Consider the following 26,341-nt stretch of genomic DNA (forward strand, 5'->3'; position numbering starts at 1 on the left):
AAACCCTTATTAGTTTTAAGGTTAGACTTTCTAAACTTAAAATTTTTAAGTTTTTAAACTAGAATAAAAATGAATCAAAATTATATAAAACCAGACAATTGGTCCATCATTGAAGAAGGATTTGATAAAGAAAGCGTAAAATCATCAGAAAGCCTTTTCAGTATTGGCAATGGTGCTATGGGACAAAGAGCAAACTTTGAGGAGACCTATTCTGGAGAAACCTTTCAAGGCAGTTATATTGCAGGTATTTATTATCCGGATAAAACCAAAGTGGGTTGGTGGAAAAACGGTTATCCTGAATATTTTGCCAAAGTACTCAATGCCCCAAACTGGATAGGAATTGATATTATAATAAATGGTGAAAACCTGGATTTAAATCAATGCACCGAAATAAAAAATTACCGTCGGGAGTTGAATATGAAAGAAGGTTGGTACAACAGATCGTTCGAAGCTTCGATGAAAAACGGAACTCAAGTTGCCGTAAATGTGCGCCGTTTTCTATCATTAGATTTAGATGAAGTTGGGCTTATAAATTACGAAATTACACCTTTAAACAAAGATGCAAAAATTGTTTACAAACCCTATATTGATGCTGGTGTAACCAATGAAGATGCAAACTGGGACGAAAAATTTTGGGAACCATTAGAAGTAAAAAGAACTGGTAATGAAGCATTTGTAACGGCTCAAACTTATAAAACGCATTTTAAAGTTACCACATTTATGCATAACAGTGTTTTTTCTAATGGTAAAAACCTCAACTTATCACCAATAAATTCAGAAACAACTACCGAAAAAATAACCGTAAGTTATGATGTAATCGTTGCAAAAGGGGAAAAATCATCCATTCAAAAAATAGGTGGTTATACTGTTTCATTAAACCATGAAAACACACTATTAGGTGCAGAAAATGCAATAAAACAAGCTTTAACAATAGGCTTCGGCCAATTGCTGGAAAACCAAATCGAAGCTTGGGCAAAAATTTGGGAAATGTCAGACATCACTATTGACGGTGATGTTAAAGCACAACAAGGCATTCGTTTTAATATTTTTCAATTAAATCAAACCTATCTTGGCAAAGATTCTAGATTAAATATTGGCCCAAAAGGATTCACCGGCGAAAAATATGGTGGCTCCACGTATTGGGACACCGAAGCGTATTGCATTCCGTTTTACATGGCTACAAAAGACCAGCAAGTAGCGAGAAACCTCTTGACCTATCGTTACAATCAATTGGACAAAGCCATTGAAAACGCACAAAAAAATCTTTGCTTTACAAATGGAGCCGCTTTGTATCCAATGGTGACCATGAACGGCGAAGAATGCCATAACGAATGGGAAATCACGCACGAAGAAATCCATAGAAATGGCGCAATCGCTTTTGCTATTTTCAACTACAATCGTTTTACCGGTGATTACAGCTATATTCCTGAAAAAGGCTTGGAAGTTTTGATAGGGATTGCGCGTTTTTGGCATCAAAGAGCTAACTTTTCGAAAGACAAAAACCAATTTGTGATTCTAGGAGTTACCGGACCAAATGAATACGAGAACAATATAAATAATAATTTTTATACCAATTTTATAGCGAAATGGTGTATCGATTATACCTATGAACAAATTCAAAAAGTTGCTCTCGAATATCCTTTAGATCATAAACGAATCGTAGAAAAAGTTAATTTATCCGTTGTTGAACTAAAAGAATGGAAAAAAGTTTCGGGCAATATGTATTTTCCAAAATCTGATGAACTTGGAATCTATTTACAACAAGACGGCTTCTTAGACAAAGATTTAGTATTGGTAAAAGATCTTGATAAAAGCCAAAGACCCATAAATCAAAAATGGTCTTGGGACAGAGTTTTACGTTCCCCATACATCAAACAAGCCGATGTATTACAATGCTTTTATTTCTTTGAAGAGCATTTCACAAAAGAAGAATTACAACGCAATTTCGAATTTTACGAAGCATTCACCGTTCATGAAAGTTCGCTTTCACCATGCGTCCATTCAATTCAAGCAGCAAAGTTGGACAAGATGGACATGGCTTATACCTTTTATTTAAGAACATCTCGATTGGATCTTGACGACTACAATAAAGAGGTAGAAGAAGGTTGTCATATCACCTCTATGGCTGGAACTTGGATGAGTATTGTAGAAGGTTTTGGTGGAATGAGAGTAAAAAATGATGCGCTCCATTTCTCCCCTAAAATTCCAAAAGAATGGAAAGGCTATTCGTTTAAAATTAATTTTAGAAATCAAATAGTAACAATTTCTGTAACTCATAACGACATCCAGTTTTCATTAGAAGGAAATAAAGGAATAACCGTTTATGTTAATCAAAAAGCGGTTTTGGTAGAACCAAATAGTCTTGTTGTAGTCTAGCTAAAAAATTAAAACCATATAAGGCATTAAGGACAAATAAGAAAACTTAAATGAACTTACATGCCTTATATGGTTTAATAATAAAGTTGAATTAAAATTAATTATTTATCAAATGAAAAAGATAATTTTACTCATCCTTTTTACAACTTATAATATGTTTGCACAAATCGAAAAAGTAGAACCTCCATTTTGGTATGCAGGAATGCAAAACCCCGAATTGCAAATCATGTTTTACGGCAAAAATATTGCACAATTACAAGTTACAGTTTCTAATAATATTAAAATTACTGATGTAAAAAAACCTGAAAATACCAATTACCTTTTTGTTACTATTAACACCAAAAATATTCCAGTCACCAATTTTGTTTTCACTTTCAAAGACAAAAACAAAACAACATTTACGCAAAATTATTCCTTAAAACTACGAAATAAAAATTCAGCACAACGCAAAAGTTATGACGCATCGGATATGATGTATTTAATAATGCCCGATCGATTTTCGAATGGAAAATCAAACAACGACTCTGATAATTCAACAACCGAGAAATACAATCGTGAATTGCCAGGCGGAAGACATGGTGGAGATATACAAGGAATCATAAACCATTTAGATTACATTCAAGAATTAGGCGTAACAACCATTTGGAGCACACCATTGTGTGAGGACAATGACGCCAAATATTCCTATCACACTTACGCTCAATCTGACGTTTATAAAATTGACCCACGTTATGGAACCAATGTGGATTATGTGCATTTAGCCTCGGAATTACATAAACGAAAAATGAAATTAGTTTTGGATTATGTCACGAATCATTGGGGTTTAGAACATTGGATGATCAGAGATTTACCAACTCACGATTGGATTAATCAATTCGAAAATTATACGCAAACCAATCATAAAAGGACGCTCGTTCACGACAATTACGCTTCAAAAATTGATACAAAAGCCTGTTTCGATGGGTGGTTTGTTCCCTCGATGCCCGATTTGAATCAACGAAATCCTTTGGTACTAAAATACCTTATACAAAACGCCATTTGGTGGATTGAATACGCAAATTTAGATGGGTTAAGAGTGGACACGTACAATTATGCAGAGCCAAGCGCTATTGCAAAATGGACCAAAGCCATCACTGATGAATATCCTAATTTCAACATCGTAGGTGAAATCTCCATGCGTGATCAATCCCAACTTTCGTATTGGCAAAAGGACAGTCCAATAGGTAAAATCCAAAACTTTAATTCGCATTTACCAAGCGTTATGGATTTTATTTTATCCGATGCGCTTCTGACAATTTTTAACGAAGACGAAGGCAATTGGGAACGAGGAATGATGAAAATCTACGATAATTTTGCCAATGATTTTCTCTATCCAAATGCAAACAACTTGCTGACTTTTGCCGAAAATCATGATACTCACAGAATAAATCATGTTTATAATAACGACATTCGAAAGTATAAAATGGCAATGGCAATTCTGGCAACAGTTCGTGGAACACCACAGTTGTATTATGGATCCGAAATAGGAATGGCAGGAAACAAAGATAAAGGTGATGCTGATATTCGTCAAGATTTTCCTGGCGGTTGGGAAGGAGATACTAATAATGCGTTTACCAAAGAAGGAAGAACACAAATACAAAACGAATATTTTGATTTTACATCTAAATTATTCAATTGGAGAAAAAAAACTACTGCTGTCCATTACGGGAAAATGACACATTACATTCCTGAAAATAATATTTATGTCTATTTTAGATACGATGCTTCCCAAATCGTGATGGTTTTAATAAACAACAGCAACGAAACTAGAACAATACCAACCAATAGATTTCAAGAAAATATTGGCGACTATAAAACTGGAAAAGAAGTTGTTACAGACCAAAAATTTGACATCTCTAAAGAAATTTCTCTGGAGCCAAAATCGGTTTTGATATTGGAATTACACTAAGTTAAACCTTAAAAGAAAAACTTAAATGAACTTATATGCCTTATATGGTTCAAAAAAAACAACCATGAAAAAAATACTTGTTATATTATTGATAACTTCACTTTCCTATGCGCAAAATGCAAATAGAAAATACCTTTCGCATGCTTGGAAAAATAACATTTTAACAGTAAAAACATCCGATGGAAATTATTTGATACAACCTTTTTCTAATAAAATTATTGAAACTTCATTTATTCCAAAAGGTGAAATTTATAATCTAAATTCACATGCCATTATAAAAATTCCTGAAAAAATTAATGTAAAATTTTCTAAATCCAAAACATCATTAGATTTAAGTACAACCAGAATAAAAGTAAAAATAAATTTCGCGCCTTTCAAGATTGTCTATTTGGATAAAAATGGAAAAGAATTTCTTTCAGAAAAAAACAGGTATACAAAGAAAGATTCTACCGAAGTATTGGATTTCAATATTTCATCAGACGAAGTTTTATATGGCGGTGGCGCAAGAGCTTTGGGGATGAACCGTCGTGGCAATCGTTTGCAATTATACAATCGTGCGAGTTATGGTTATGAAACCCACGCCGAGTTGATGAACTTTTGTATTCCAATGGTTTTATCTTCGAAAATCTATGCGGTTCATTTTGATAATTCCGCAATTGGCTACTTGGATTTAGACAGCAAAAAAGACAATACTCTGGCATACGAGACCATTTCAGGTCGCAAAACGTATCAAGTAATTGTGGGTGACTCTTGGAACGATTTGATTTCGAATTACACCGATTTAACAGGAAAACAACCTTTGCCTGCTCGATGGACTTTGGGGAATTTCTCCAGCCGTTTTGGCTACCATTCACAAGAAGAAGTCGAAAAAACCATCAAGAAATTCGAAGCCGATAAAATTCCTGTTGATGCAATAATACTGGATTTGTATTGGTTTGGCAAAGAAATGAAAGGTACGATGGGCAATTTGGATTGGAACAAAGATACCTTCCCAAATCCAGATAAAATGATTACTGATTTGAGTGCAAAAGGTATAAAAACGGTTCTCATCACCGAACCTTTTGTTCTAACAACTTCTTCAAAATGGAAAGAAGCTATGGATAAAAAAATCTTAGCGACAGATAAATCGGGAAACCCTTTTACGTATGATTTTTATTTTGGAAACACCGGAATCGTGGATATTTTCAAATCCGAAGGAAAGACTTGGTTTTGGAATATTTATAAAAATTTAATAAATCAAGGCGTTGGCGGACTTTGGGGTGATTTGGGCGAACCCGAAGTTTTTCCTTCACAAGCACTAACTGCTGGAGGCAAAGCTGATGAAGTGCATAATATTTACGGACACAACTGGGCAAAATTAATCGCTGAAGGTTACAAAAATGATTTCCCTAATCAACGTCCGTTTATCTTGATGCGCGCTGGATATTCCGGTTCACAGCGTTTTGGGATGATTCCTTGGTCTGGCGATGTGAGTCGTTCTTGGGGTGGATTACAATCGCAAATGGAGATTTCGCTCCAAATGGGAATGCAAGGAATGGGGTATATGCACTCCGATTTGGGCGGTTTTGCTGGCGATTATTTCGATAACGAATTGTATTTGCGTTGGCTGCAATACGGCGTTTTTAACCCAATATTTCGTCCTCATGCACACGAAGATGTTGCTGCCGAACCCGTTTATAAAGATATTGTAACCAAAACCAAAGCCAAAAAATTAGTCGAATTGCGTTACCAAATGTTACCCTATAATTACACATTGGCATTCGAAAACAACCAATACGGAACACCATTAATGCGTCCGTTATTTTTTGAAGAACCCTATAATAACAAATTACAAACCGTTTGCGAAACCTATCTTTGGGGTAATGATTTTTTGGTTACTCCAATCACAAAAGCTGGAGTGACTTCAACTTCTATCTATTTTCCAAAAAATAATAATTGGTTTGATTTTTATTCAAATGCTAAATATTTGGCAGGAACAAGTTCTAATATTGAAGTAACAGCAGATCATATTCCTGTTTTTGTTCGTGGTGGCGCTTTTATTCCAATGATAAAAACCATACAAAACACTTCGAAATATTCATTAGAAAACTTTGATTTACATTATTATTTTGATCAAAATATAGAAAAATCAACAGGAAAAATCTACAACGACGATGGCTTAACGCCCAATAATTTTGAAAATGGCAGTTATGAAATTTTACATTTCAAAAGCATCAATAAAGACCAATTTTTAACCCTAAAATTAACAACTGAAATGGGTAAAAATTATCAAATTTCGAACAAAAATGTAACGCTATTAATTCATAATATTAAAGCAAAAAGAATTTTCGTTGACGGAAATGAAATACTTTATAAAACTTTTAATGAACCTATAGAAATCTCTGTCAAATGGGAAAAAGGAACAGAAGTTGAAATTAAAATTCAATTATAATTAAACCCAAAACCATTAGATAATTAAGAACAACTAACTGAATCTTAATTTCGTATTGGTTCAAAAAAAATGAAAATGAAAAAATTAATATTATTATTTGTATTTGCTCTAGTTCTTACCAGTTGTTCCTCAACAAAAACAACTCAAACAGCATCAAAAACTCCCTTCGTCTGGGAAGGCGCAAATTTATATTTTTTATTGACCGACCGTTTTAAAAATGGAAATTCATCGAAAGAAATTTATTTAAATCGAATCAAAACTGCAGGAAAGCTTCGTGGATTCGAAGGGGGAAATATCAAAGGAATTATCCAAAAAATCGATGACGGTTATTTCGAAAATCTAGGTATAAATGCCATTTGGCTGACGCCCATTGTTGAACAAATTCACGATGGTGTTGATGAAGGAACGGGTTTGTCTTATGGTTTTCATGGATATTGGACTAGAGATTGGACCGCATTGGATCCTAATTTTGGAACCAAAGAAGATTTAGCCAATTTAGTTACCAAAGCCCATGCAAAAGGAATCAGAATTATGCTCGATGGTGTTATAAATCATACTGGTCCAGTAACTGAAATTGATTCTGTATGGCCAAATGACTGGGTTAGAACGAGTCCACAATGTGATTATAAAAGTTATGAAAACACTACAGCTTGTACACTGGTTAAAAATCTTCCTGATATAAAAACAGATAGCAATCAAGCTGTAGATCTTCCCCCTTTTTTAATCGAAAAATGGAAATCAGAAGGTCGTTATGATAAAGAGGTTGCCTCATTAAACGCTTTTTTCAAAAGAACAGGTTATCCAAGAGCACCCAAATATTACATTATAAAATGGCTCACCGATTACATAACTGAGTTTGGAGTTGATGGCTATAGAGTTGACACTGTGAAGCATGCCGAAGAGGATGTTTGGGCTGCTTTTAAAATACAGAGTGAATATGCTTTTGAAATTTGGAAAAACAACAACCCTGAAAAAGTATTGGACAACAACCCGTTTTATACCATTGCCGAAGTCTATAATTATGGAATTAGTACCGGTCAAAATTTTAATTTTCCTGATAAAAAAGTAAATTATTACCAGAATGGATTCAATAATATGATTAATTTTGAGTTCAAATGGGATGCAAAAAACGACTATGAAAGTATTTTTTCTAAATATTCCGAAAAGCTAAATACAGATCTAAAAGGATTCAGCGTTTTGAACTATTTATCGTCTCACGATGACGGAAGTCCGTTTGATGCTAAACGAACTAAAAGTATCGAAAGCGGCACAAAACTATTGCTTTCTCCAGGAATTTCACAAGTGTATTATGGTGATGAAACGGGTCGTTCACTTGTAATTGATGGGACACAAGGCGATGCCACTTTGCGTTCGAATATGAATTGGGACGAACTAAAATCAAATCCCGAAATCCAAAAAACACTTTTACACTGGCAAAAATTAGGTCAGTTTAGAAGAAATCATACTTCAATTGGTGCTGGAATTCACAAACAGATTTCGGCAAAACCTTATGTTTTTAGTAGAGTATTTATTAAAGATAATTATACTGATAGTGTTGTGGTAGGATTGGATTTGTCCATCGGAAAAAAAGAAATTTCAGTAGGGACAATTTTCGAAAATGGAACAAAACTGATAGATGCTTATTCCGGAAAAACTGCGGTTGTTATAAATGGCAAGATTAATATTGATACCGAATTTGATATCGTTTTATTAGAAAAATGATATGGTTTTAATCCGTTAGTCTAATTATTTATCACGTCTGTTCAAGTGTTTTATGTTCCGAAAAATCGGGAGTAAAACGGAACAAAAAATGCCTGTCTGCCACAGGCAGGTATCGAGAACCGTTTTTTAAATAAAATTTTTCTTGATTATCTTTGTTGTAAATTTGGAGCGAAAACCCAGAATATAAAATATGAATCAAAATTTTGACATCATAATTGTTGGTGGAGGTGCAGCAGGGTTTTTTACAGCAATAAACATTGTCGAGAGAAACCCAAAATTAAAAGTTGCAATTCTTGAACGTGGCAAACACGTTTTAGAAAAAGTGCGGATTTCTGGTGGTGGAAGATGTAATGTTACACATGCTTGTTTTGAACCCAACGAATTGGTGAAATTTTATCCTCGTGGCGAAAAAGAATTACGTGGACCTTTTCATCAATTTTGCTCTGGCGATACAATTGAATGGTTTAACAAGCACGATGTAGAATTGAAAATCGAAGATGATGGCCGCATGTTCCCCGTTTCAAATTCATCACAAACCATTATTGATTGTTTTTTGAATGCAACGCAAAAACTTGGAATTGCGGTTCTTACTGGGCAAAGTGTCCAGTCTATTTTCAATACTGAAGTCTCGGGAGAAAAATTTTGGAAAATTGAAACTCAATCAGAAAATTATATTTGCGAAAAACTAATTCTAGCAACGGGAAGTAATCCAAAAATTTGGGAAATGCTGCAAACCTTTGGTCATGCAGTTGTTTCTCCAGTTCCTTCTTTGTTTACATTTAACATTAAAGATGCTCGTATAAAAGAACTTCCTGGCGTTGCAGCGCAAGTTACTGTTAAAGTAAAAGAAACCAAACTCGTTTCTACAGGGCCTTTATTAATTACTCATTGGGGAATGAGTGGTCCAGCGATTTTAAAACTTTCGGCTTGGGGTGCAAGAATTTTACACGATAAAAATTACCAATTTATTATTTATGTTAATTGGTTGAACGATATTGATGCTGAAGATTGCGAAAAAATACTTAAAAATTTAAAACAGGAGCAGGCGAAAAAGGCCGTTTCCAAGAAATCTCCTTTTGAATTTCCTAACCGATTGTGGGAAAGTTTAGTATTAGCTTCTGAAATTGATGCTGAAACAAAATGGGCCGATTTAAATAAAAATCAATTACAAAATTTAACAAATCAGCTTACTGCTGGGCAATTCCAGGTAAATGGAAAAAGCACCTTTAAAGAAGAATTTGTAACTGCTGGAGGTATTGATTTAAAAGAAATTAACTTCAAAACCATGGAAAGCAAACTGCATTTAAACCTATTTTTTGCAGGTGAAATTGTAAATATTGATGCTGTAACAGGTGGTTTCAATTTTCAGAATGCCTGGACAAGCGGATTTATTTTAGCAAATGCTTTATAGCTTTACTTTAATAAATTTAATGTACTTTTAATAATAATTTTCCATACTTTTGAATCATAGAAAGGTAAACTAAACTTTTTAAAAATTAATAGCTTTTTTGAGTTTCCTCTTCGACTAACTTATACAACTATGAAAAAAATCTACTTATTTTGCTTCTTAACATTGTCAATTTTTTCTTATGGTCAAATTTTTGGAGAGTTTGCTTCGGGTATAAGAATTAATAATACAATTTATAACACTTCTGGAATTTCTCCTAATTTAATAAATTCAGATCCTGGTGCGTTAACTTTCGATGGAGTAAGTTTAGGTGTTTATGGACAAAATTCAAGTTGTGGTGAAATTACCGCTGGTGAAATTAAAACTTTCAAAAATGCTTCGGCTAACGTATGTAGCGCAACTATAAATTGGCGTGTCTATTTAGCAAGCGGTTCTCCGTCAGGAATCTTCAATACAATTTCATTAAATACTGTAACTAATTGTAATACAGGAACAAGTGTTTTTAATGACGGACTTGGTGCATGCGCAAATGGTGATCAAAAATGGAAAGATTACGGTTTAAATATAGATTTTGTAAATTCTTTATTACCTGAAAATTACATTCTTGAAATTTATTATTCTTTCACAGGTTCTGATGTAAGTACTTCGACTTGTGAGACAACAAAGTATATTAGTAATTCGGGTGCAAATTTCAAAGCGTCGTTTACAATTTCAAAACCAACAACAAGCCCATCAGCATCATCAACGTCAATCTGTGAAGGCGATAGTCTAACATTAACTTCAAATCCTAGTGGAGGAGTTCTTCCGTATACTTTCAGTTGGACTGGACCAAATGGATATACTTCAACCGATGAAAATCCGGTAATAACTAATACAACTATATCAAATTCAGGTACCTATTCTGTTATTGCAACTGATGCATGTGGAGTAGTTACAGTCACACAAAGTACAGCAGCAGTTTTAGTAAATCCAAAAATAGACCCTGAGTTTGATGCAACATTACCCGCAATATGTAGAAATGGTATTGCTCCTCTATTATCAACAACATCAACCAATGGTATAACAGGAACATGGAATCCTCCAATTGTGAGCAATACGACAACAACAACCTATTTATTTACACCTACAGCAGGACAATGTGCCAACACCTTGTCATTCACTATTTTTGTTGTTAATAATGTTACTCCTGTTTTTACATTACCAAATTCAATTTGCTCAGGAGCAACTCCACCAGTTTTATCAAATATTGCTAATAATGGTATAGTAGGTTTTTGGAGTCCATCAACTGTGAGTAATACCGCTACCGGTACTTATAATTTCACCCCTAGCACTTTGCAATGTGCAACAGCATTTTCGAAAACTATAGTTGTAAATCCTTTAGTGGCTATTTTTCTCCCTGCAATTCCGCCGATTTGCTCTGGCGATGCTTTAGCTGCTTTACCGACTACTTCTACCAATGGAATTACTGGAACTTGGTCGCCTGCAGTGAATAATACCGCTACTACAACTTATACCTTTACTCCAACTTCTGGACAATGTGCTACAGCAACTGTCAATTTAACAATTGTGGTAAATCAGTTTTTAGCTACTTTTAATGCTGTTCCTGCAATATGTTCTGGTGATTCTTTAGCTGCTTTACCGACTACTTCTACCAATGGAATTACTGGAACTTGGTCGCCTGCAGTGAATAATACCGCTACTACAACCTATACCTTTACTCCAACTTCTGGACAATGTGCTACAGCATCTACAAGTTTGACTGTTGTTGTAAATCCAGTTATAACTCCAACTTTTACACCAATTGTCTCAATATGTGCTGGTACTACAAGTCCAATTTTACCCTTAACTTCAAACAATGGTTATGCGGGAACTTGGAATCCGTCTGTAGTAAGTAATACGAATTCTGGAGTCTATGTTTTTACGCCTGATCCTGTTCCAAGCTTATGCCTTTTAACAACCTCATTGCAAATTATTGTAAATCCATTAGTTGCAATTTTTAATCCAGTTCCTGCCATTTGTTCTGGAGATTCATTGGCAGCTCTACCGACTACTTCTACGAACGGAGTTACTGGTTCTTGGTCGCCGCCATTGAACAATACCAATACTACAACTTATATGTTTACTCCTGATGGCGGTCAATGTGCTACAACGGCTACCTTAACCATTACCGTTAATCCTAAAATTACACCAACTTTTACAGCTGTTGCATCAATTTGTTCTGGCTCAACTAGACCAGTTTTGCCTTTAATATCAAATAATTTAATAGCAGGAAGTTGGAACCCAGCAACGGTTAGTAATACAGCTTCTGCAACCTACACTTTTACTCCTAATGTGGGCCAATGTGGCACAACTACAACATTGATTATAACTGTAAATACATCTCCTACTGATATTTTATTTGCCACAACAAATGTTATAAATCAAGGTCCTGATGGAATCATTGAAATTTTAAGTGTTACAAGCGGTGTGAGTCCTTATTTATATAGTATAAACAATAGTGGGTTTACTTCAAATAAAATATTTACAAATTTATTGCCTGGAAATTATACAATAACTGTTCGAGATGTAAATGGATGTGAATTCAATAAGATTGTTACAATAGATTCTGATTGTGTATTCCCAAATGCCATTTCTCCAAACAGAGATTCATTTAATGATACTTTTGATCTTAATGGATGTAAAATTAATAAATTGGAAATTTTTAATAGATATGGAAGAAAAGTTAATAGCTACATTGATTACAAAGATCAATGGGATGGAATAAATAGCAATGGTGAAGAGTTACCTGATGGAACCTATTTTTATGTTGCAGAAATTGAAGGTGGAACGGTAAAAACAGGCTGGGTATTTATTGCTCGTTAAATTAAAAATGACTCTTATTTTAGACTGCACCTAAAATTTTAGACAAATTTATAATTAATTTTGATCATAATTTTTCGTCTCCCGAAGTTTCGGGACGAGTGATTTTCCATAGAAAATCGTACCGAGAATAAGGAAAATTTCATTAAAAACGGTTCTCGATACACATCACTTCGAGTTTTTTAAAATTGTAAATTTTGAAAAGTAGCGAGAAGTACTTCACAAAAAACACTCGAAGTGACGTTTTTAATAATTACACCCAACGGGTTAGATTTAAATTTTAATTAACTATTTAACCACCAAATACTAGCATTCAAAACAGCAGCAAAACTTACCCAAAGCAAATAAGGAATAAAAAGATAACCTGCTATTTTATTAATTTTTCCAAACTGAATATAAGTTTCAAAAATCATCAACCACAAAATGACGATTTCTAAACCTGCTAACATTGGGTTTTTTAGTCCAAAAAACAAATACGACCAAAGCGCATTTAATGCCAATTGAATTGCAAAGAAAATCAAGGCTTTTTTAACTGCCTCTTTTTCAATCTCAATTTGGCTCCAAACCAGTCCAGCCGCAACTCCCATCATAATATAGAGCATGCTCCAAACAGGCGCAAAAATCCAATTAGGAGGATTAAAACTCGGCTTGACCAACGTAGGATACCAAGATGTAATTGCAGATCGAGTAACTATCCCAGAAAAATATCCAATTGCTAAACACGTAACTACAACTACCAAAATTTTCGTAATCTTATTCATAATTTACTTTTTTCAAATTTAAACAAAACTTTATCAAGATTCAACAAATAAAGAAATCTATGTATAAACCAAAAAAAGTATCTTTGCATAAATTTATTTATTGATGTTTTCAGCAACTGATTTTATTCCGCAACCCTATTCACATTCTATAGAAAAGGGAAGTTTTCAATGGAGTGCGCCAAGTAACATTGCTTTAGTGAAATATTGGGGGAAAAAAGAAGACCAAATTCCCGCAAATCCTTCGGTGAGTTTTACTTTGAATAATTGTAAAACTATTACCAAATTGGCTTTCGCCAAAAAGCAAAACCAAGATGTTTTTTCCTTCGACTTGCTTTTTGAAGGAAAATCCAAAGAAGATTTCAAACCTAAAATTCAAAAATTCTTAGAACGAATCGAAAGTTATTTGCCTTTTCTAAAAGAATATCACTTTACAATTGACACTCAAAATACGTTTCCTCACAGTTCTGGAATTGCTTCTTCGGCTTCTGGAATGGCAGCATTGGCAATGAATCTAATGAGTTTAGAAAAAGCATTATCCCGAAACTTAGGGACAGAAATGACCGAAGATTACTTTTACCAAAAAGCTTCTTTTCTGGCCCGATTAGGTTCCGGAAGTGCCTGCCGAAGTGTAAAAGGAAAAGTGGTCGTTTGGGGCAATCAAGAAAACATTAAAGGAAGTTCGGATTTGTTTGGAGTGGAATTTCCAAATGCAATTCACGAGAATTTTAAGAATTATCAAGACACCATTTTATTAGTTGACAAAGGTGAAAAACAAGTTTCGAGTTCTGTGGGTCATGATTTAATGCACAATCATCCTTTTGCCGAAAGGCGATTTGCACAAGCACACGAAAACTTGGACAAATTAATTACCGTTTTCGAAAGCGGAAATTTAAACGAATTCATAACCATTGTAGAAAGCGAAGCCTTGACTTTGCATGCCATGATGATGACTTCGATTCCGTATTTTATTTTGATGAAACCTAACACGTTGCAAATTATAAATGCGATTTGGAAGTTCCGAAACGAGACAAAAATTCCAGTTTGTTTCACACTTGATGCTGGAGCAAATGTTCATGTTTTATACCCAGAAAGTGTAAAAGAAAAAGTAATACAATTTATTAAAGCTGAATTAGTTGGCTATTGTCAAAATGGTCAGTACATTTGTGATGAAATTGGAAGAGGAAGTGTTGAAATTTTATAATTTATTTAAGATGAACATTCAATTAGAAAAATTAGAATTAATAAAAATGTTGGTTGAAACCAATGACTCAACTATAATCTCGTCAATAAAACAGATTTTTAAATCTGAAAAAACAGATTTTTGGGATGAATTATCAGAAGAACAAAGAGCTGAAATAAATAAAGGAATTGAAGATTTTGATAAGGGACGAATTCATTCTTACGAAGAAGTAATGAAGAATTATTTATAAAATGCGTAAAGTAAATTTTTCTGAAACAGCAGTTAAAAATCTGGAGGATATAAAGTTTTATTTGATTTCTAAGTGGGCTGAAAGAATTTATGAAAATTTTAAAAACAAACTAAAAGAGAACATTAATTTAATTGCAACAAATCCTGAAGCTTTTCCAAAATCTGATAAAAATATTTTTAAATGTGTTTTAATTAAACAAATTACGATTTTTTACCGATTTAATTCAACAGAAATTCAAATTTTATCGCTTTTCGACACCAGACAAAACCCATTAAAAATCAACAAAATAAAATAAGTTCAACTTTATGAAAGGACCTTTATTTTACTCAAAAATATTACTCTTTGGAGAATACGGAATTATTCGTGACTCGAAAGGTTTGTCTATTCCGTATAATTTTTACAATGGTGCTTTGAAAAGAGAAGCAAACCCATCTCCAGAAGCAATAAAGTCAAACGGGAATTTACAGCGTTTTGTTTCTCATTTAGAAACTTTACAAAACGAACAACCGGAATTAGTAACTTTCGATTTAGCTACTTTAAAAAACGATGTTGCAACCGGAATGTACTTTGATTCCAGTATTCCTCAAGGCTATGGTGTAGGAAGTAGTGGCGCACTAGTTGCAGCTATTTACGATAAATATGCCCAAAATAAAATCACGGTACTTGAGAATTTAACGCGTAAAAAATTACTCCAATTAAAAACTATTTTCGCTCAAATGGAAAGTTTTTTTCACGGAAAAAGTTCAGGATTAGATCCTTTGAACAGCTATTTGAGCATTCCTATTTTAATAAATTCTAAAGATAATATTGAAGCAACCGGAATTCCTACTCAAAGTTTTGACGGTAAAGGCGCTGTGTTTTTATTAGATTCAGGAATTGTAGGTGAAACCGCTCCAATGGTAACCCTATTTATGGAAAACCTTAAAGACAAAGGATTTCGTACCATGCTCAAAACACAATTTATAAAACACACCGATGCTTGCGTCGAGAATTTTCTTGGTGGCGACATGAAAGCATTGTTTGCCAATACTAAAAAATTATCAAAAGTAGTTTTGAATAATTTCAAACCAATGATTCCGGAACAATTTCACAGCATTTGGCAACGTGGTATTGACACTAACGATTATTACCTCAAACTCTGTGGTTCTGGCGGTGGAGGTTACATTCTAGGTTTTACTCAAGACCTAGAAAAAGCAAAAATTTCCTTAAAAGATTACAAACTCGAAGTAGTTTACCAATTTTAAAATGTTAAGCAGAGAAAACAAAATTTTAGTAATGAAATTTGTTAGTTTGTTCTCTGTTGTTCGAGGGTATAATATTCCTATTATTGCTTTAGCCCAATATCTTTCGGCAATATTTATTCTCGCTCCCGAAAAAAGAGCTTTATCAATCCTACTCGATTTCAATCTATTTATACTAGTACTTGCTTCGAGTTTAACCATAGCTTCGGGTTATATTATCAATAATTTTTACGACAGTAAGAAAGACTTAATCAACCGACCCAACAAAACAAAACTCGATAGATTAGTCAGCCAAAAAACAAAACTTCAAGTCTATTTTGGCATCAATTTTTTTGTAGCATTGATTGCATTTTTCGTTTCATTTCGTGCCGTTTTATTCTTTTCGGTGTATATTTTCATGATTTGGTTTTATTCCCATAAAATAAAAAAATATCCCATTATAGGCAATCTCATGGCGGCTTTTCTGGCAGTTTTACCTTTTTTTGGAATTCTACTGTATTATAAAAACCTCTATGAAGTGATCTTTTTTCACGCCACTTTTTTATTTTTATTACTACTCATTCGCGAAATGATAAAGGATCTAGAAAACCTAAAAGGCGATTTGGCAAACGATTACAAAACCATTCCTATTGTCTACGGAGAAGCGATTTCCAAAAAAATAATTACCACATTAACCCTACTTACAATCGTACCGGTATATGTTTTAATCGAAATTTACGATGTGGGTTATATGGATATTTATTTCTACAGTTGCTTTATAATCCTCATTTTCTTCTTGCTCTACCTCTGGAAATCAACTACAAAAGAGCAATTTGTAAATCTTCATAACGTATTGAAATTACTAATCGTCGCAGGCGTTTTCTGCATTGTCCTCATCAATCCAAGTGTGTTGCTACATGGCGAAAGATTATTGCAGCGCATATAGTTTTTTTGGAGCTATTTCCCGCTATTCGCTATATCTCTTGTGGCGAACACCGCCACAAGAGGATGCCGCTACTATCGGGGCTAAAAATCAAAGTGCTGTTAACCAATAATAAACTATCTTTGCACGCACGAGATCATTAAAGACCAAACTGACGAAGTAAATTATAGAATATTATGAAATGAGCTTTTGCGACCCGAGTATACGAACGGGCGAAGCAATTCCATATTTCCAATAAAAAAATAATATCAAAATATGAATAACAAGGAAGGCAATAACAATAAAAGCGGCGGCAGAGCAAACAGTTCTAGACCAAGCTCGAATAAGCCAAAACCTGCCATGGCAAAGCGTGCCCAAGGTCCAAAAAAAGAAAAACCAACCCGAACTAGCGGAAAAAAAATTGAAGCCGCGGTTACTGACAAAGTAGAGAAAAAACCAAATCAAGCTCCAAAAAGACCAAAAGTAAAAGACGAAATTCGTCTAAATAAATACATCGCCAACTCTGGCGCTTGTTCCCGTCGTGATGCCGATATTTACATACAATCCGGAACAGTTAAGGTAAACGGAATTCCAGTTACCGAAATGGGATATATGGTAAAACCCGGTGATGTCGTGAATTTTGATGGTGCGACTTTAACTCCTGAGAAAAAAGTGTATATCTTATTGAATAAACCTAAAAATTTTACTACAGCACTTGACGAAGGTCAGGAATATCGTAATGTTTTAGAATTAGTAAAAGGTTCAACTACCTCAAAAATTGGCGCTGTTGGTCGTATGGATAAGAACACAACAGGATTATTGTTGTTTACTAATGATACCGATATGATTCGTAAATTTACTTTACCAACAAACAAATCATCAAAAATATACCAAGTTTCATTAGATAAAAACCTCAAATTCGAGGATTTAGAAAAAATCAACAAAGGACTTGTTCTTGACGGACATCGCGTATTTGTAGAAGATGTAAGCTATGTTGAAGGCGAAGCAAAAAGTGAAATTGGGATCCAACTTCGCTCTGCAAATGTGAAGGTTGTACGTTCTATTTTTGAACATTTTAGTTATGACGTTTTGAGAATTGACCGAGTTGCATTTGCAGGTTTGACCAAAAAGAATTTACCTCGTGGCAACTGGAGACTGCTTACAGATCAAGAAATTATCAATTTAAAGAACGTATAACAATTCTTTTAAATACATATTCAATCCCATTCGTTTAGGCAAATGGGATTTTTTTAATCAAAAAAAAACTAATTTATATGTCACCTGAAAAATTACAGTCTATAGCTTTCAAATGGTTCGAAGCTTTCAACAATCATAATTTAGAACAACTTTTATCATTATATGATGATGATGCCGAACATTTTAGCCCAAAATTAAAAATCAGAAAACCGGAAACTAATGGTTTAATAACTGGAAAACAAGGGTTGCGCGTATGGTGGCAAGATGCTTTTGATAGACTACCAACTTTAAATTATAAAGTAACTTCGCTAACCGCAAATTCAGATCGTGTTTTTATGGAATACATTCGTACCGCAGCGGATGAACCCGATATGTTAGTTGCCGAAGTTTTAGAAATAAAAGAAGAAAAAATTGTATTTTCGAGAGTGTATCACGGATAAATTTTATAAAATATTTAACAAAAAACCACCCGTAATAAATTAGATTTACTAAAAATTTAACTTTTTAAACATGAGAAAAATAGCGTCTTTATTGATTGTCATCATTACATCAATTGTATTGGTAAACTGCAAGTCCGAAGAGAAAAAACAAGATTTTACTGCTTTAACAAAAAATTATTTTAATGCAAAAAATGTATTGAACCCATTAGCAGCAACTCAAAACGGACAAAATGAATATAACGATCAGTTGCCATTTGAAATGACTGATGAGTTTAGAAAATCTCAAGCGGATTTTTATAAAAAATTTGAAAAAGCACTAGCCGAAATCAATGAAAAACAACTAACCGAAGAAGAAAAAAACAGCTACGAAATCATCAAATGGGAAATTGAAGAAGGTAAATCACTCTTAAAAATACCAACAAATCTAATGCCTATTAACCAATTTAATGGAGTGCATTTAACCATGGGACAATTTGCTAGTGGATCTAGTGCTCAACCATTTAAAACAGAAAAAGACTATGCCAATTTTTTAATTAGATTAGAAAAATATTCAGTTTGGGTCGATTCTACAATTGTTTATATGAAAAAAGGAATTAAAGAAGAAGTGGTTTTACCAAAAGCATTAACTGAAAAACTTATTCCTCAATTTGCTGAAATTCCAACATCAAAAATAGAAGACAATCTTTATTATTCGGCTATAAAATTAATGCCATCTACATTTTCTGACGAAGTTAAAAAAGATTTAACTGCAAAATATACTGCTATTATAAACGATAAATTGAATCCACAGTTTATTAAAATGGCAACTTTTTTGAAAAACGAATACCTTCCTGCATCAAGATCAACAAGTGGAATTGGCAGTTTTAAATTTGGAAAAGAGTTGTATGCCGTTTATGCAAAACAATGGACCACTACAGAAATGACTCCAGAGGAAATCCATAATTTAGGATTAAGTGAAGTGTCCAGAATAACTAGCGAAATGGAAAAAGTAAAAGCGCAAGTAGGATTTAAAGGAACATTGAAGGAATTTTTTACAGAAGTTAGAAGCAAACCAGAATTAATACCATTCAAAAAACCAGAGGAAGTAATTGCAAATTTTGAACGCATTTACAGTGTTGTAAAACCTAATGTTGACAAATTATTCTCGCTACAACCTAAAACAAAATTTGAGGTTAGAAGAACCGAGGCTTTTAGAGAAAAATCAGCAAGTGCCGAATATTTACAAGGCACAGCCGATGGTTCACGACCAGGTGTTTTTTATGTTCCTATCCCAGATGTAACTTCATACAACACTTATGGAGACGAAGCTTTATTTCTACATGAAGCAGTTCCTGGTCATCATTTTCAAGTTTCGTTACAGCAAGAAAGCACAACATTACCAGATTTTAGAAAATACAACTGGTTTGGCGCTTATGGCGAAGGCTGGGCTTTGTACACAGAAAGTTTAGGAAAAGAACTTGGCGTTTATACTGATCCCTATCAATATTTTGGAATGTTAGGTAAAGAAATGCACCGCGCAATTCGACTGGTTGTGGACACTGGAATACATTCAAAAGGATGGACGAGAGAACAAGCTATAAAATATTCTTTAGAAAATGAAGCCAATAGCGAAGCAAGCATTATTGCCGAGATTGAACGTTATATGTCCTATCCTGGACAAGCATTATCTTATAAAATAGGACAGCTTAAAATTAAAGAGTTGCGTAAAAAAGCAGAAACTAAAATGGGTGCTCAATTCGATATCAAAAAATTTCACGAAAAAGTATTAGAATCCGGAGTTATGCCACTAGCGTTACTTGAAAACAAGATTAATCTTTGGATAGAGGAAACTAAATAATAAAATGAAAATCAACTTATTTTATATATCATTGTTGTTCTTTGTGAGTTATAATAGTAACTCACAAAGAATTAGTGATATCGTTGATCCTTTTTCTTCGAATACCACTTTATTTAAAAACAGTAACCAAAACAAAACAGCTTTAAATAAAATAGAAGGCTCACCCTATCTCATTGAAGAATTTAGATCTGCAAGTATTTCAGGAATTGCTCAAAAACTAATGATTCGATACAATGCATTTACTGATATAATTGAAGTGCAAAATGAAAATAAAGAACTGTTTTCGCTTACAAAATCCAATCCATTTAATAATATCGAAATTGTTTTAATCCCTAATAAAATTAAACTTATAAATTATTTGGCTAAAGGAAATGCATTTTTTGGATATTTATTCGAAATATACAATCAAGAAAATCTTGCATTATATCGAAGAGACCGCATTACACTCAAAAAAGGAAAAGAAGCTAGTAATTCATACCAAGTAGCCACTGAAACGATGTATGTTAAAGAAAATGTAGAATACTATATTAGTTTTAAAAATGAAACTGCGCTGCAAATGGTCAAAAACAAAAAAGAGCTTGAGGCAATATTTCCAAATCATAAACAAGAAATTGAGATTTTTTTAAAAAATAATAATTACTCTTTTAAAAAAGAGCAAGATTTAATCGAAATCGCAAAATTTATTACAACATTAATAATTAAATAAGTCAAACTAATTAAAACTTGAAAAATCATGAAAAAACTAATTACAACAACGGTATTTATTTTTATTGCTTTTTTTAATGCAACCTCTCAAGAACAAGTCTATAAAGATTTTGGCCCATTAGTAAATAATCCAGCTATCCGAAATTACAATACGAAATTTGACGCAAATATGTTCGAAAAAAGAACAGACAATAACTCAATTGTAAAAAATTATAGCGACATTGAAGGAACTCCTTATATATTTGAAACATTTATGCTTGGAGAAATTTTAAACGACAATCAACAATTGATGATGCGTTATAATGCAGTAACAGACGAAGTTGAAATTCAAAAAACTGAAAACAATAATGTTACACTACTAAAAGACAATCAGTTTAATACTATATTGATGAATTTTGGAAAATACAAACTACGCCTTTTAAATTATAGAAACTATAAAAGTGAAGGAGTTTATGGCTATCTCGTTGAACTATTTAATTCAGACACTTTTACCTTATTACGTAAAGATAAAATAATATTAGTAGGCGAAAAAGTAGCAAAAACAACCTTCGAAACTTCTTATCCGCCCAAATTTGTTAAAGCCAAAAATGAATATTATTTAGAAAAAAAAGACAAAACAATAGTTCTAGTCCCTAAAAACAAAAAAGAACTTGAAGCTCTTTTCCCAGATCAAAAAGATAAAATAGCAGTTTTTTTCAAAAACAAAAACTACTCCTTTAAAGAAGAGCAGGACTTAATTGAAATAACTAAATTTTTAACTACATTTTAAAAAATTTAAAAAAAAAGAGATTTACGTTTTAAAAGCGAAACTTAAGTTTAAAATAGTTTGCTAAACTCTAAATTAAAATTCCGTTCATTCAAAATGAACGGAATTTTTTTTATAATAATATTTTAAACGTTTTATAACTTATTAACTATAACGATTGAATTTAGACAAAACCCTTAAATTTATTAAATTGTGAAAAAATAGTGCGAAAAAAGAGAAACTGTTGATTAAATTTAAGCCTTAATAACGAAAAATTCAATAATTATGAAAAAACTCCTTTTACTCCTATTTGTAATTACTATTTCATCTCACACTATTCAGTCTCAAAATAATAAAACAGAAATAGACCAAAAAGTGTCATCGCTACTTGCAAAAATGAGTATCGAAGAAAAAATTGGTCAAATGACTCAAATTACGGTTACCCATTTTGAAAACAAAGAAAATCCAGGTGTTTTGGTTCTCGCAAAACTTAAAGAAGGGATACAGAATTATCATATTGGCTCCATATTAAATGTTCCAAATCCGGGTGCACCAACAATAACTAAATGGAACGAACTACTAACTAAAATAAGTAACGAATCAAATTCTACTCGATTAAAAATTCCCATTTTGTATGGTATAGATGCGATACATGGCTCAAGCTACACATCTGGCGCAACATTATTTCCACAACAAATAGGAATGGCAGCTACATTCAACACAGCAATTGCAAAAAAGTGTTCCGAAATTTCTGCTTATGAAACTCGCGCTTCCTCCATTCCTTGGGTTTTTTCACCAGATTTAGACTTGCCTAGAAACCCTGCTTGGTCCAGATTATGGGAATCCTTTGGAGAAGACGTTTATTTATCAACCCAAATGGGTGTAGCAATGGTTGAAGGCTTCGAAGGAAACGATGTAGGCTCAAAATACAATGTTGCTTCGTGCATGAAACATTATATTGGCTACGGAAGTGCTACAACAGGAAAAGACAGAACGCCCAGTATAATTCCAGAACGCATATTAAGACAATATGATTTAACAATTTACGAAGCAGCAATCAAAGCAGGTTCAAAGAGTATTATGATAAACTCTGGCGAAATAAACGGAACTCCTGTTCATGCTAGCAAACAATTAATTACCGATATTTTGAAAAAAGAACTCAATTTTCAAGGTGTTGTTGTTACAGATTGGAAGGATATAATAAATCTTTACACCAGAGATAAAGTGGCCGAAAGTAATAGAGATGCCGTTCGGATTTCTGTACTCGCCGGAATAGACATGAGCATGGTTCCGGAAGAATATTCGTTTTATACTGATTTATTAGATCTAGTTGCCAAAGGTGAAGTGCCAATATCTCGAATTGACGATGCCGTTTCGAGAATTTTAAAGATGAAATTTGAATTAAATTTGTTCCAAAGCACAGTGGCTAATTTAAACGATTATCCAAAGTTTGGTTCTCAAGAGTTTATTGACGAATCTTATAAAGCAGCTGCTGAATCCATCACTTTATTAAAAAACAATAATGCAGTTTTACCGCTGAATAAAGCCGATAAAGTTTTAATAACAGGTCCAACAGCAAACAGTATGAAATCACTAAACGGCGGATGGACATACACTTGGCAAGGCGAAAACGCTGACGAAATAGCTATTGATAAAATGACTATTCTAGAAGCGTTGCAAAACAAAATTGGAAAAGAAAATGTGCTCTATTCCAAAGGCGCTGATCTAATTAATTTTGATGATTCCGAAATTGAAAAAACAGTTGAATTAGCTAAAAATGCAACAAAAATAATTTTATGTTTGGGTGAAAAAAACTATACCGAAACTCCAGGCGATATTAACAATTTATTTATAACTGCTTCACAATCAAAATTAGCAATAGCCTTATCAAAATTAAACAAACCCATAATATTAGTCTTGAACGAAGGTAGACCAAGATTAATTAGTGATTTTGAAGAAAACATGAGTGCAATAGTACAATGTTATTTACCAGGAAACGAAGGCGGGAGAGCATTAGTAGCTATTTTAAATGGAGATGTAAATCCAAGCGGTCGATTGCCTTACAACTATCCTAGATATCCAAATTCATTAGAAAAATACAATCGAAAACATTCCGAAAGTGTAAGCGATGAAGAACGAGCTAATGATGCTAAATATGAAAAAAGCTATTCGCCACAATTTGAGTTTGGAACGGGCTTATCTTACACCACTTTTACTTATTCGAACTTAAAAATCGATAACTCAGAAATAAGCAACACAGATGATTTAACCGTTACCGTTGATGTCAAAAACACAGGAAAGGCAATCGGAAAGGAAGCAGTATTACTCTACCTTTCGGATAAAGTAGCAAGTATTACGCCCGAAGTAAAAGTGTTGAAGAGATTTGAAAAAATCACTTTAGAACCAAACGAAAGCAAAACAGTAACTTTTATATTGAATCAAAAAGACTTGCAATTTGTAAACAACGATTTAAAATGGATTTCGGAAAAAGGAACATTCAAAATCCAAATTGCAAATCTTACAAAAGAATTTTTATTAAAATAATAGCACTTTATTAATTTTTATTAAAAGCTTCTCTCTGTTAAAAGATAGTAGCTTTTTTTAATTTACAATACTTTTTTCTAAACTTTTAAAATCTAAAACAGAACCATTGACGTCATAATATTCATATTTAAATTTTAATTTTCCGTCGATTTCTTCAATATTTACTAATGTTTGATAAAATCCGTTACTCCATTCGACAATAACATAGTACGAATAATCTCCAACCCCAAAACTGCTGGGAAGATTACTAGAATACAACATTTTCTTAGACTTAAGATTCAAGGTATTAACCTCAATATTATCATACGAACCTATCTCATCTGTTTCGAAAGATTTACTTACATATTCATATTGACCCGTGGTTTTGTTGTTTTTTCTTTTAATTTTAGGGTCGTTGTAAATATCTTTTATTGAGAAAATCACATCTTTTAAAGCGCTTTTGCCGATGTTTAAAATCGAAAAACGAACTTGATGACTGTATAATAATCTATGAATTTTCTTTTTGTTAGCTTCAACAGTTCCACCTTCGCCTAAATCAACACTAGTTATTTCTAAAATAGGCAAGTTTTGTCCAGCAATTTGTATAAAAGACTCAGATTTAAATTTTTTTATTTTTTTTTCAGATTCAAGTAAACTATCGTTTTTTGAAGCTAATTCTTGATTTAAAATTTCTATTTTTTTATTTGCAGTATCTAGTTCTAATTTTGTGGCATCGTCAGAATTTAAATTTCCCTGCCTAAAAAAATAGATAGAAAGTCCTATCAAAACACATCCCAAAAATGCCATTGCAAATAGTATCATACGCCTTCTCTTTTTCATTACAAAATGGATTGTAGTAGTTTAAAAAACAAGAATTTAGGCACTTGAATTTTTTTATAAAAATAAAATAAATTTACAATCCATTTACTCAAATATTAATTTTATGTAAACATCTTATCAACCAAATAAAATATAATAACCTCAAAAACCAGAGTTTGGGGTTTATGCGGATAATAGTCCTCGATCTCGAATTTTCGGGACGGGAGAACCTACAAATCCTGAATTTTATAAATAAAAAAAGCTTCTCGAATGGAGAAGCCTTTTGTGCGGATAATAGTCCCGATCCTTCGGGAGAACCTACAAACCATGAATTTTATAAATAAAAAAAGCTTCTCGAATGGAGAAGCCTTTTGTGCGGATAATAGGACTCGAACCTACACGCCTTGCGGCACCAGATCCTAAGTCTGGCATGTCTACCAATTTCACCATATCCGCAAAATTGTGAGTGCAAATATAAGCATAACTTTGTAAATAACAAATACCAAATCACTAATTCACAAAAAAACAGATTTGGCTAACATTTTACAAAAAAAACCAAAACTCACAACTTAAATCCCATTTTTGTACTTTTGAAAATACTTTATAAATTATGGACAACCAAATTCAAGAAATATGGATTGACTTACACCAAGAATTGAAAAAATTTATTTTCAGTAAGGTAAGGGATATTGATACAAGTGAAGACATTCTGCAAGACGTTTTCTTGAAAATTCACCTTAATATTCATAAACTTTCAGACTGTTCTAAACTTACTTCTTGGGTATATCAAATAACAAGAAACGCAGTGGCTGAACATTACCGTAAAACTAATTTTGAGGTTCAGATTGACGGTCTCGACTTTGCCGAACAAGAAAATGAAGAATCGCTTTATCTTTCATTAAGCAATTGTATAAATCAGAAAATTAACAAACTGTCAGAAAAATATAAACAAGCGATATTGCTTACTTATTTTAAGGATATTTCTCAAATTGCATTTG

20 protein-coding genes and 1 tRNA gene are annotated in these 26,341 nt (G+C 33.0%); 18 read left to right on the forward strand and 3 right to left on the reverse strand.

Annotated features, from left to right (window positions below):
- Positions 1–69 precede the first annotated feature (69 nt).
- From RMO53_RS00975 to RMO53_RS01000, 6 genes are all read left to right on the forward strand, one after another.
- Positions 70–2,376 carry a glycoside hydrolase family 65 protein gene (locus RMO53_RS00975; RefSeq protein ID WP_310377480.1) on the forward strand — a complete coding sequence of 769 codons (2,307 nt, stop codon included), beginning with the start codon at positions 70–72 and terminating at the stop codon, positions 2,374–2,376.
- 112 nt (positions 2,377–2,488) lie between these two features.
- Entirely contained in the window at positions 2,489–4,324 is a 1,836-nt protein-coding gene (locus RMO53_RS00980) for a glycoside hydrolase family 13 protein (RefSeq protein WP_310377481.1), read from the forward strand.
- Positions 4,325–4,388: 64 nt separating this feature from the next.
- Positions 4,389–6,755 carry a TIM-barrel domain-containing protein gene (locus tag RMO53_RS00985; RefSeq protein WP_310377482.1) on the forward strand — a complete coding sequence of 789 codons (2,367 nt, stop codon included), beginning with the start codon at positions 4,389–4,391 and terminating at the stop codon, positions 6,753–6,755.
- 75 nt (positions 6,756–6,830) lie between these two features.
- Positions 6,831–8,477, forward strand: coding sequence for an alpha-amylase family glycosyl hydrolase (locus RMO53_RS00990; RefSeq protein ID WP_310377483.1), 1,647 nt, complete (start codon positions 6,831–6,833; stop codon positions 8,475–8,477).
- Between the two features lie 190 nt (positions 8,478–8,667).
- Entirely contained in the window at positions 8,668–9,888 is a 1,221-nt protein-coding gene (locus tag RMO53_RS00995) for an NAD(P)/FAD-dependent oxidoreductase (protein ID WP_310377484.1), read from the forward strand.
- Positions 9,889–10,017: 129 nt separating this feature from the next.
- Positions 10,018–12,747: a gliding motility-associated C-terminal domain-containing protein gene (locus RMO53_RS01000; RefSeq protein ID WP_310377485.1), complete on the forward strand. Its 2,730-nt coding sequence runs from the start codon at positions 10,018–10,020 to the stop codon at positions 12,745–12,747.
- Between the two features lie 281 nt (positions 12,748–13,028).
- On the opposite strand, the gene RMO53_RS01005 is transcribed toward RMO53_RS01000, so the two are convergent.
- Positions 13,029–13,505 carry a TspO/MBR family protein gene (locus tag RMO53_RS01005; protein WP_310377486.1) on the reverse strand — a complete coding sequence of 159 codons (477 nt, stop codon included), beginning with the start codon at positions 13,503–13,505 and terminating at the stop codon, positions 13,029–13,031.
- 103 nt (positions 13,506–13,608) lie between these two features.
- Here RMO53_RS01005 and RMO53_RS01010 point away from each other — a divergent pair, with 103 nt between their 5' ends.
- From RMO53_RS01010 to RMO53_RS01060, 11 genes are all read left to right on the forward strand, one after another.
- Positions 13,609–14,706 carry a diphosphomevalonate decarboxylase gene (locus tag RMO53_RS01010; RefSeq protein WP_310377487.1) on the forward strand — a complete coding sequence of 366 codons (1,098 nt, stop codon included), beginning with the start codon at positions 13,609–13,611 and terminating at the stop codon, positions 14,704–14,706.
- A 10-nt stretch (positions 14,707–14,716) separates the two neighbouring features.
- Complete coding sequence (locus RMO53_RS01015) at positions 14,717–14,935, forward strand: hypothetical protein (RefSeq protein WP_310377488.1); 219 nt, start codon at positions 14,717–14,719, stop codon at positions 14,933–14,935.
- Position 14,936: 1 nt separating this feature from the next.
- Positions 14,937–15,230, forward strand: coding sequence for a type II toxin-antitoxin system RelE/ParE family toxin (locus RMO53_RS01020; protein WP_310377489.1), 294 nt, complete (start codon positions 14,937–14,939; stop codon positions 15,228–15,230).
- Between the two features lie 10 nt (positions 15,231–15,240).
- Positions 15,241–16,179, forward strand: a complete 939-nt coding sequence (locus tag RMO53_RS01025; protein ID WP_310377490.1) for a mevalonate kinase — start codon at positions 15,241–15,243, stop codon at positions 16,177–16,179.
- 1 nt (position 16,180) lies between these two features.
- Positions 16,181–17,101: a geranylgeranylglycerol-phosphate geranylgeranyltransferase gene (locus RMO53_RS01030; RefSeq protein ID WP_310377491.1), complete on the forward strand. Its 921-nt coding sequence runs from the start codon at positions 16,181–16,183 to the stop codon at positions 17,099–17,101.
- Positions 17,102–17,353: 252 nt separating this feature from the next.
- Complete coding sequence (locus tag RMO53_RS01035; RefSeq protein WP_310377492.1) at positions 17,354–18,274, forward strand: pseudouridine synthase; 921 nt, start codon at positions 17,354–17,356, stop codon at positions 18,272–18,274.
- 77 nt (positions 18,275–18,351) lie between these two features.
- Positions 18,352–18,714 (forward strand): nuclear transport factor 2 family protein, encoded by a 363-nt coding sequence (locus RMO53_RS01040; RefSeq protein ID WP_310377493.1) that lies wholly within the window; start codon positions 18,352–18,354, stop codon positions 18,712–18,714.
- 70 nt (positions 18,715–18,784) lie between these two features.
- Complete coding sequence (locus RMO53_RS01045; protein WP_310377494.1) at positions 18,785–20,551, forward strand: DUF885 domain-containing protein; 1,767 nt, start codon at positions 18,785–18,787, stop codon at positions 20,549–20,551.
- Between the two features lie 4 nt (positions 20,552–20,555).
- Complete coding sequence (locus RMO53_RS01050; RefSeq protein ID WP_310377495.1) at positions 20,556–21,257, forward strand: hypothetical protein; 702 nt, start codon at positions 20,556–20,558, stop codon at positions 21,255–21,257.
- A gap of 27 nt (positions 21,258–21,284) precedes the next feature.
- Positions 21,285–22,025, forward strand: a complete 741-nt coding sequence (locus tag RMO53_RS01055) for a hypothetical protein (protein ID WP_310377496.1) — start codon at positions 21,285–21,287, stop codon at positions 22,023–22,025.
- A 261-nt stretch (positions 22,026–22,286) separates the two neighbouring features.
- A complete protein-coding gene (locus RMO53_RS01060) occupies positions 22,287–24,545 on the forward strand; it encodes a glycoside hydrolase family 3 N-terminal domain-containing protein (protein ID WP_310377497.1) in 2,259 nt (752 codons plus the stop codon).
- A 57-nt stretch (positions 24,546–24,602) separates the two neighbouring features.
- Here the strand turns inward: RMO53_RS01060 and RMO53_RS01065 are convergent, their stop codons facing one another.
- Positions 24,603–25,364, reverse strand: coding sequence for a hypothetical protein (locus RMO53_RS01065; RefSeq protein ID WP_310377498.1), 762 nt, complete (start codon positions 25,362–25,364; stop codon positions 24,603–24,605).
- 353 nt (positions 25,365–25,717) lie between these two features.
- A tRNA-Leu gene (locus RMO53_RS01070) sits at positions 25,718–25,799 on the reverse strand.
- Between the two features lie 154 nt (positions 25,800–25,953).
- Between RMO53_RS01070 and RMO53_RS01075 the strand changes: the two genes are divergently transcribed.
- On the forward strand, positions 25,954–26,341 hold a 388-nt coding region (locus RMO53_RS01075), incomplete at its 3' end, for a sigma factor (protein WP_310377499.1).

The sequence above is a fragment of the Flavobacterium sp. genome, assembly GCF_031409475.1.
Lineage (GTDB): Bacteria > Bacteroidota > Bacteroidia > Flavobacteriales > Flavobacteriaceae > Flavobacterium.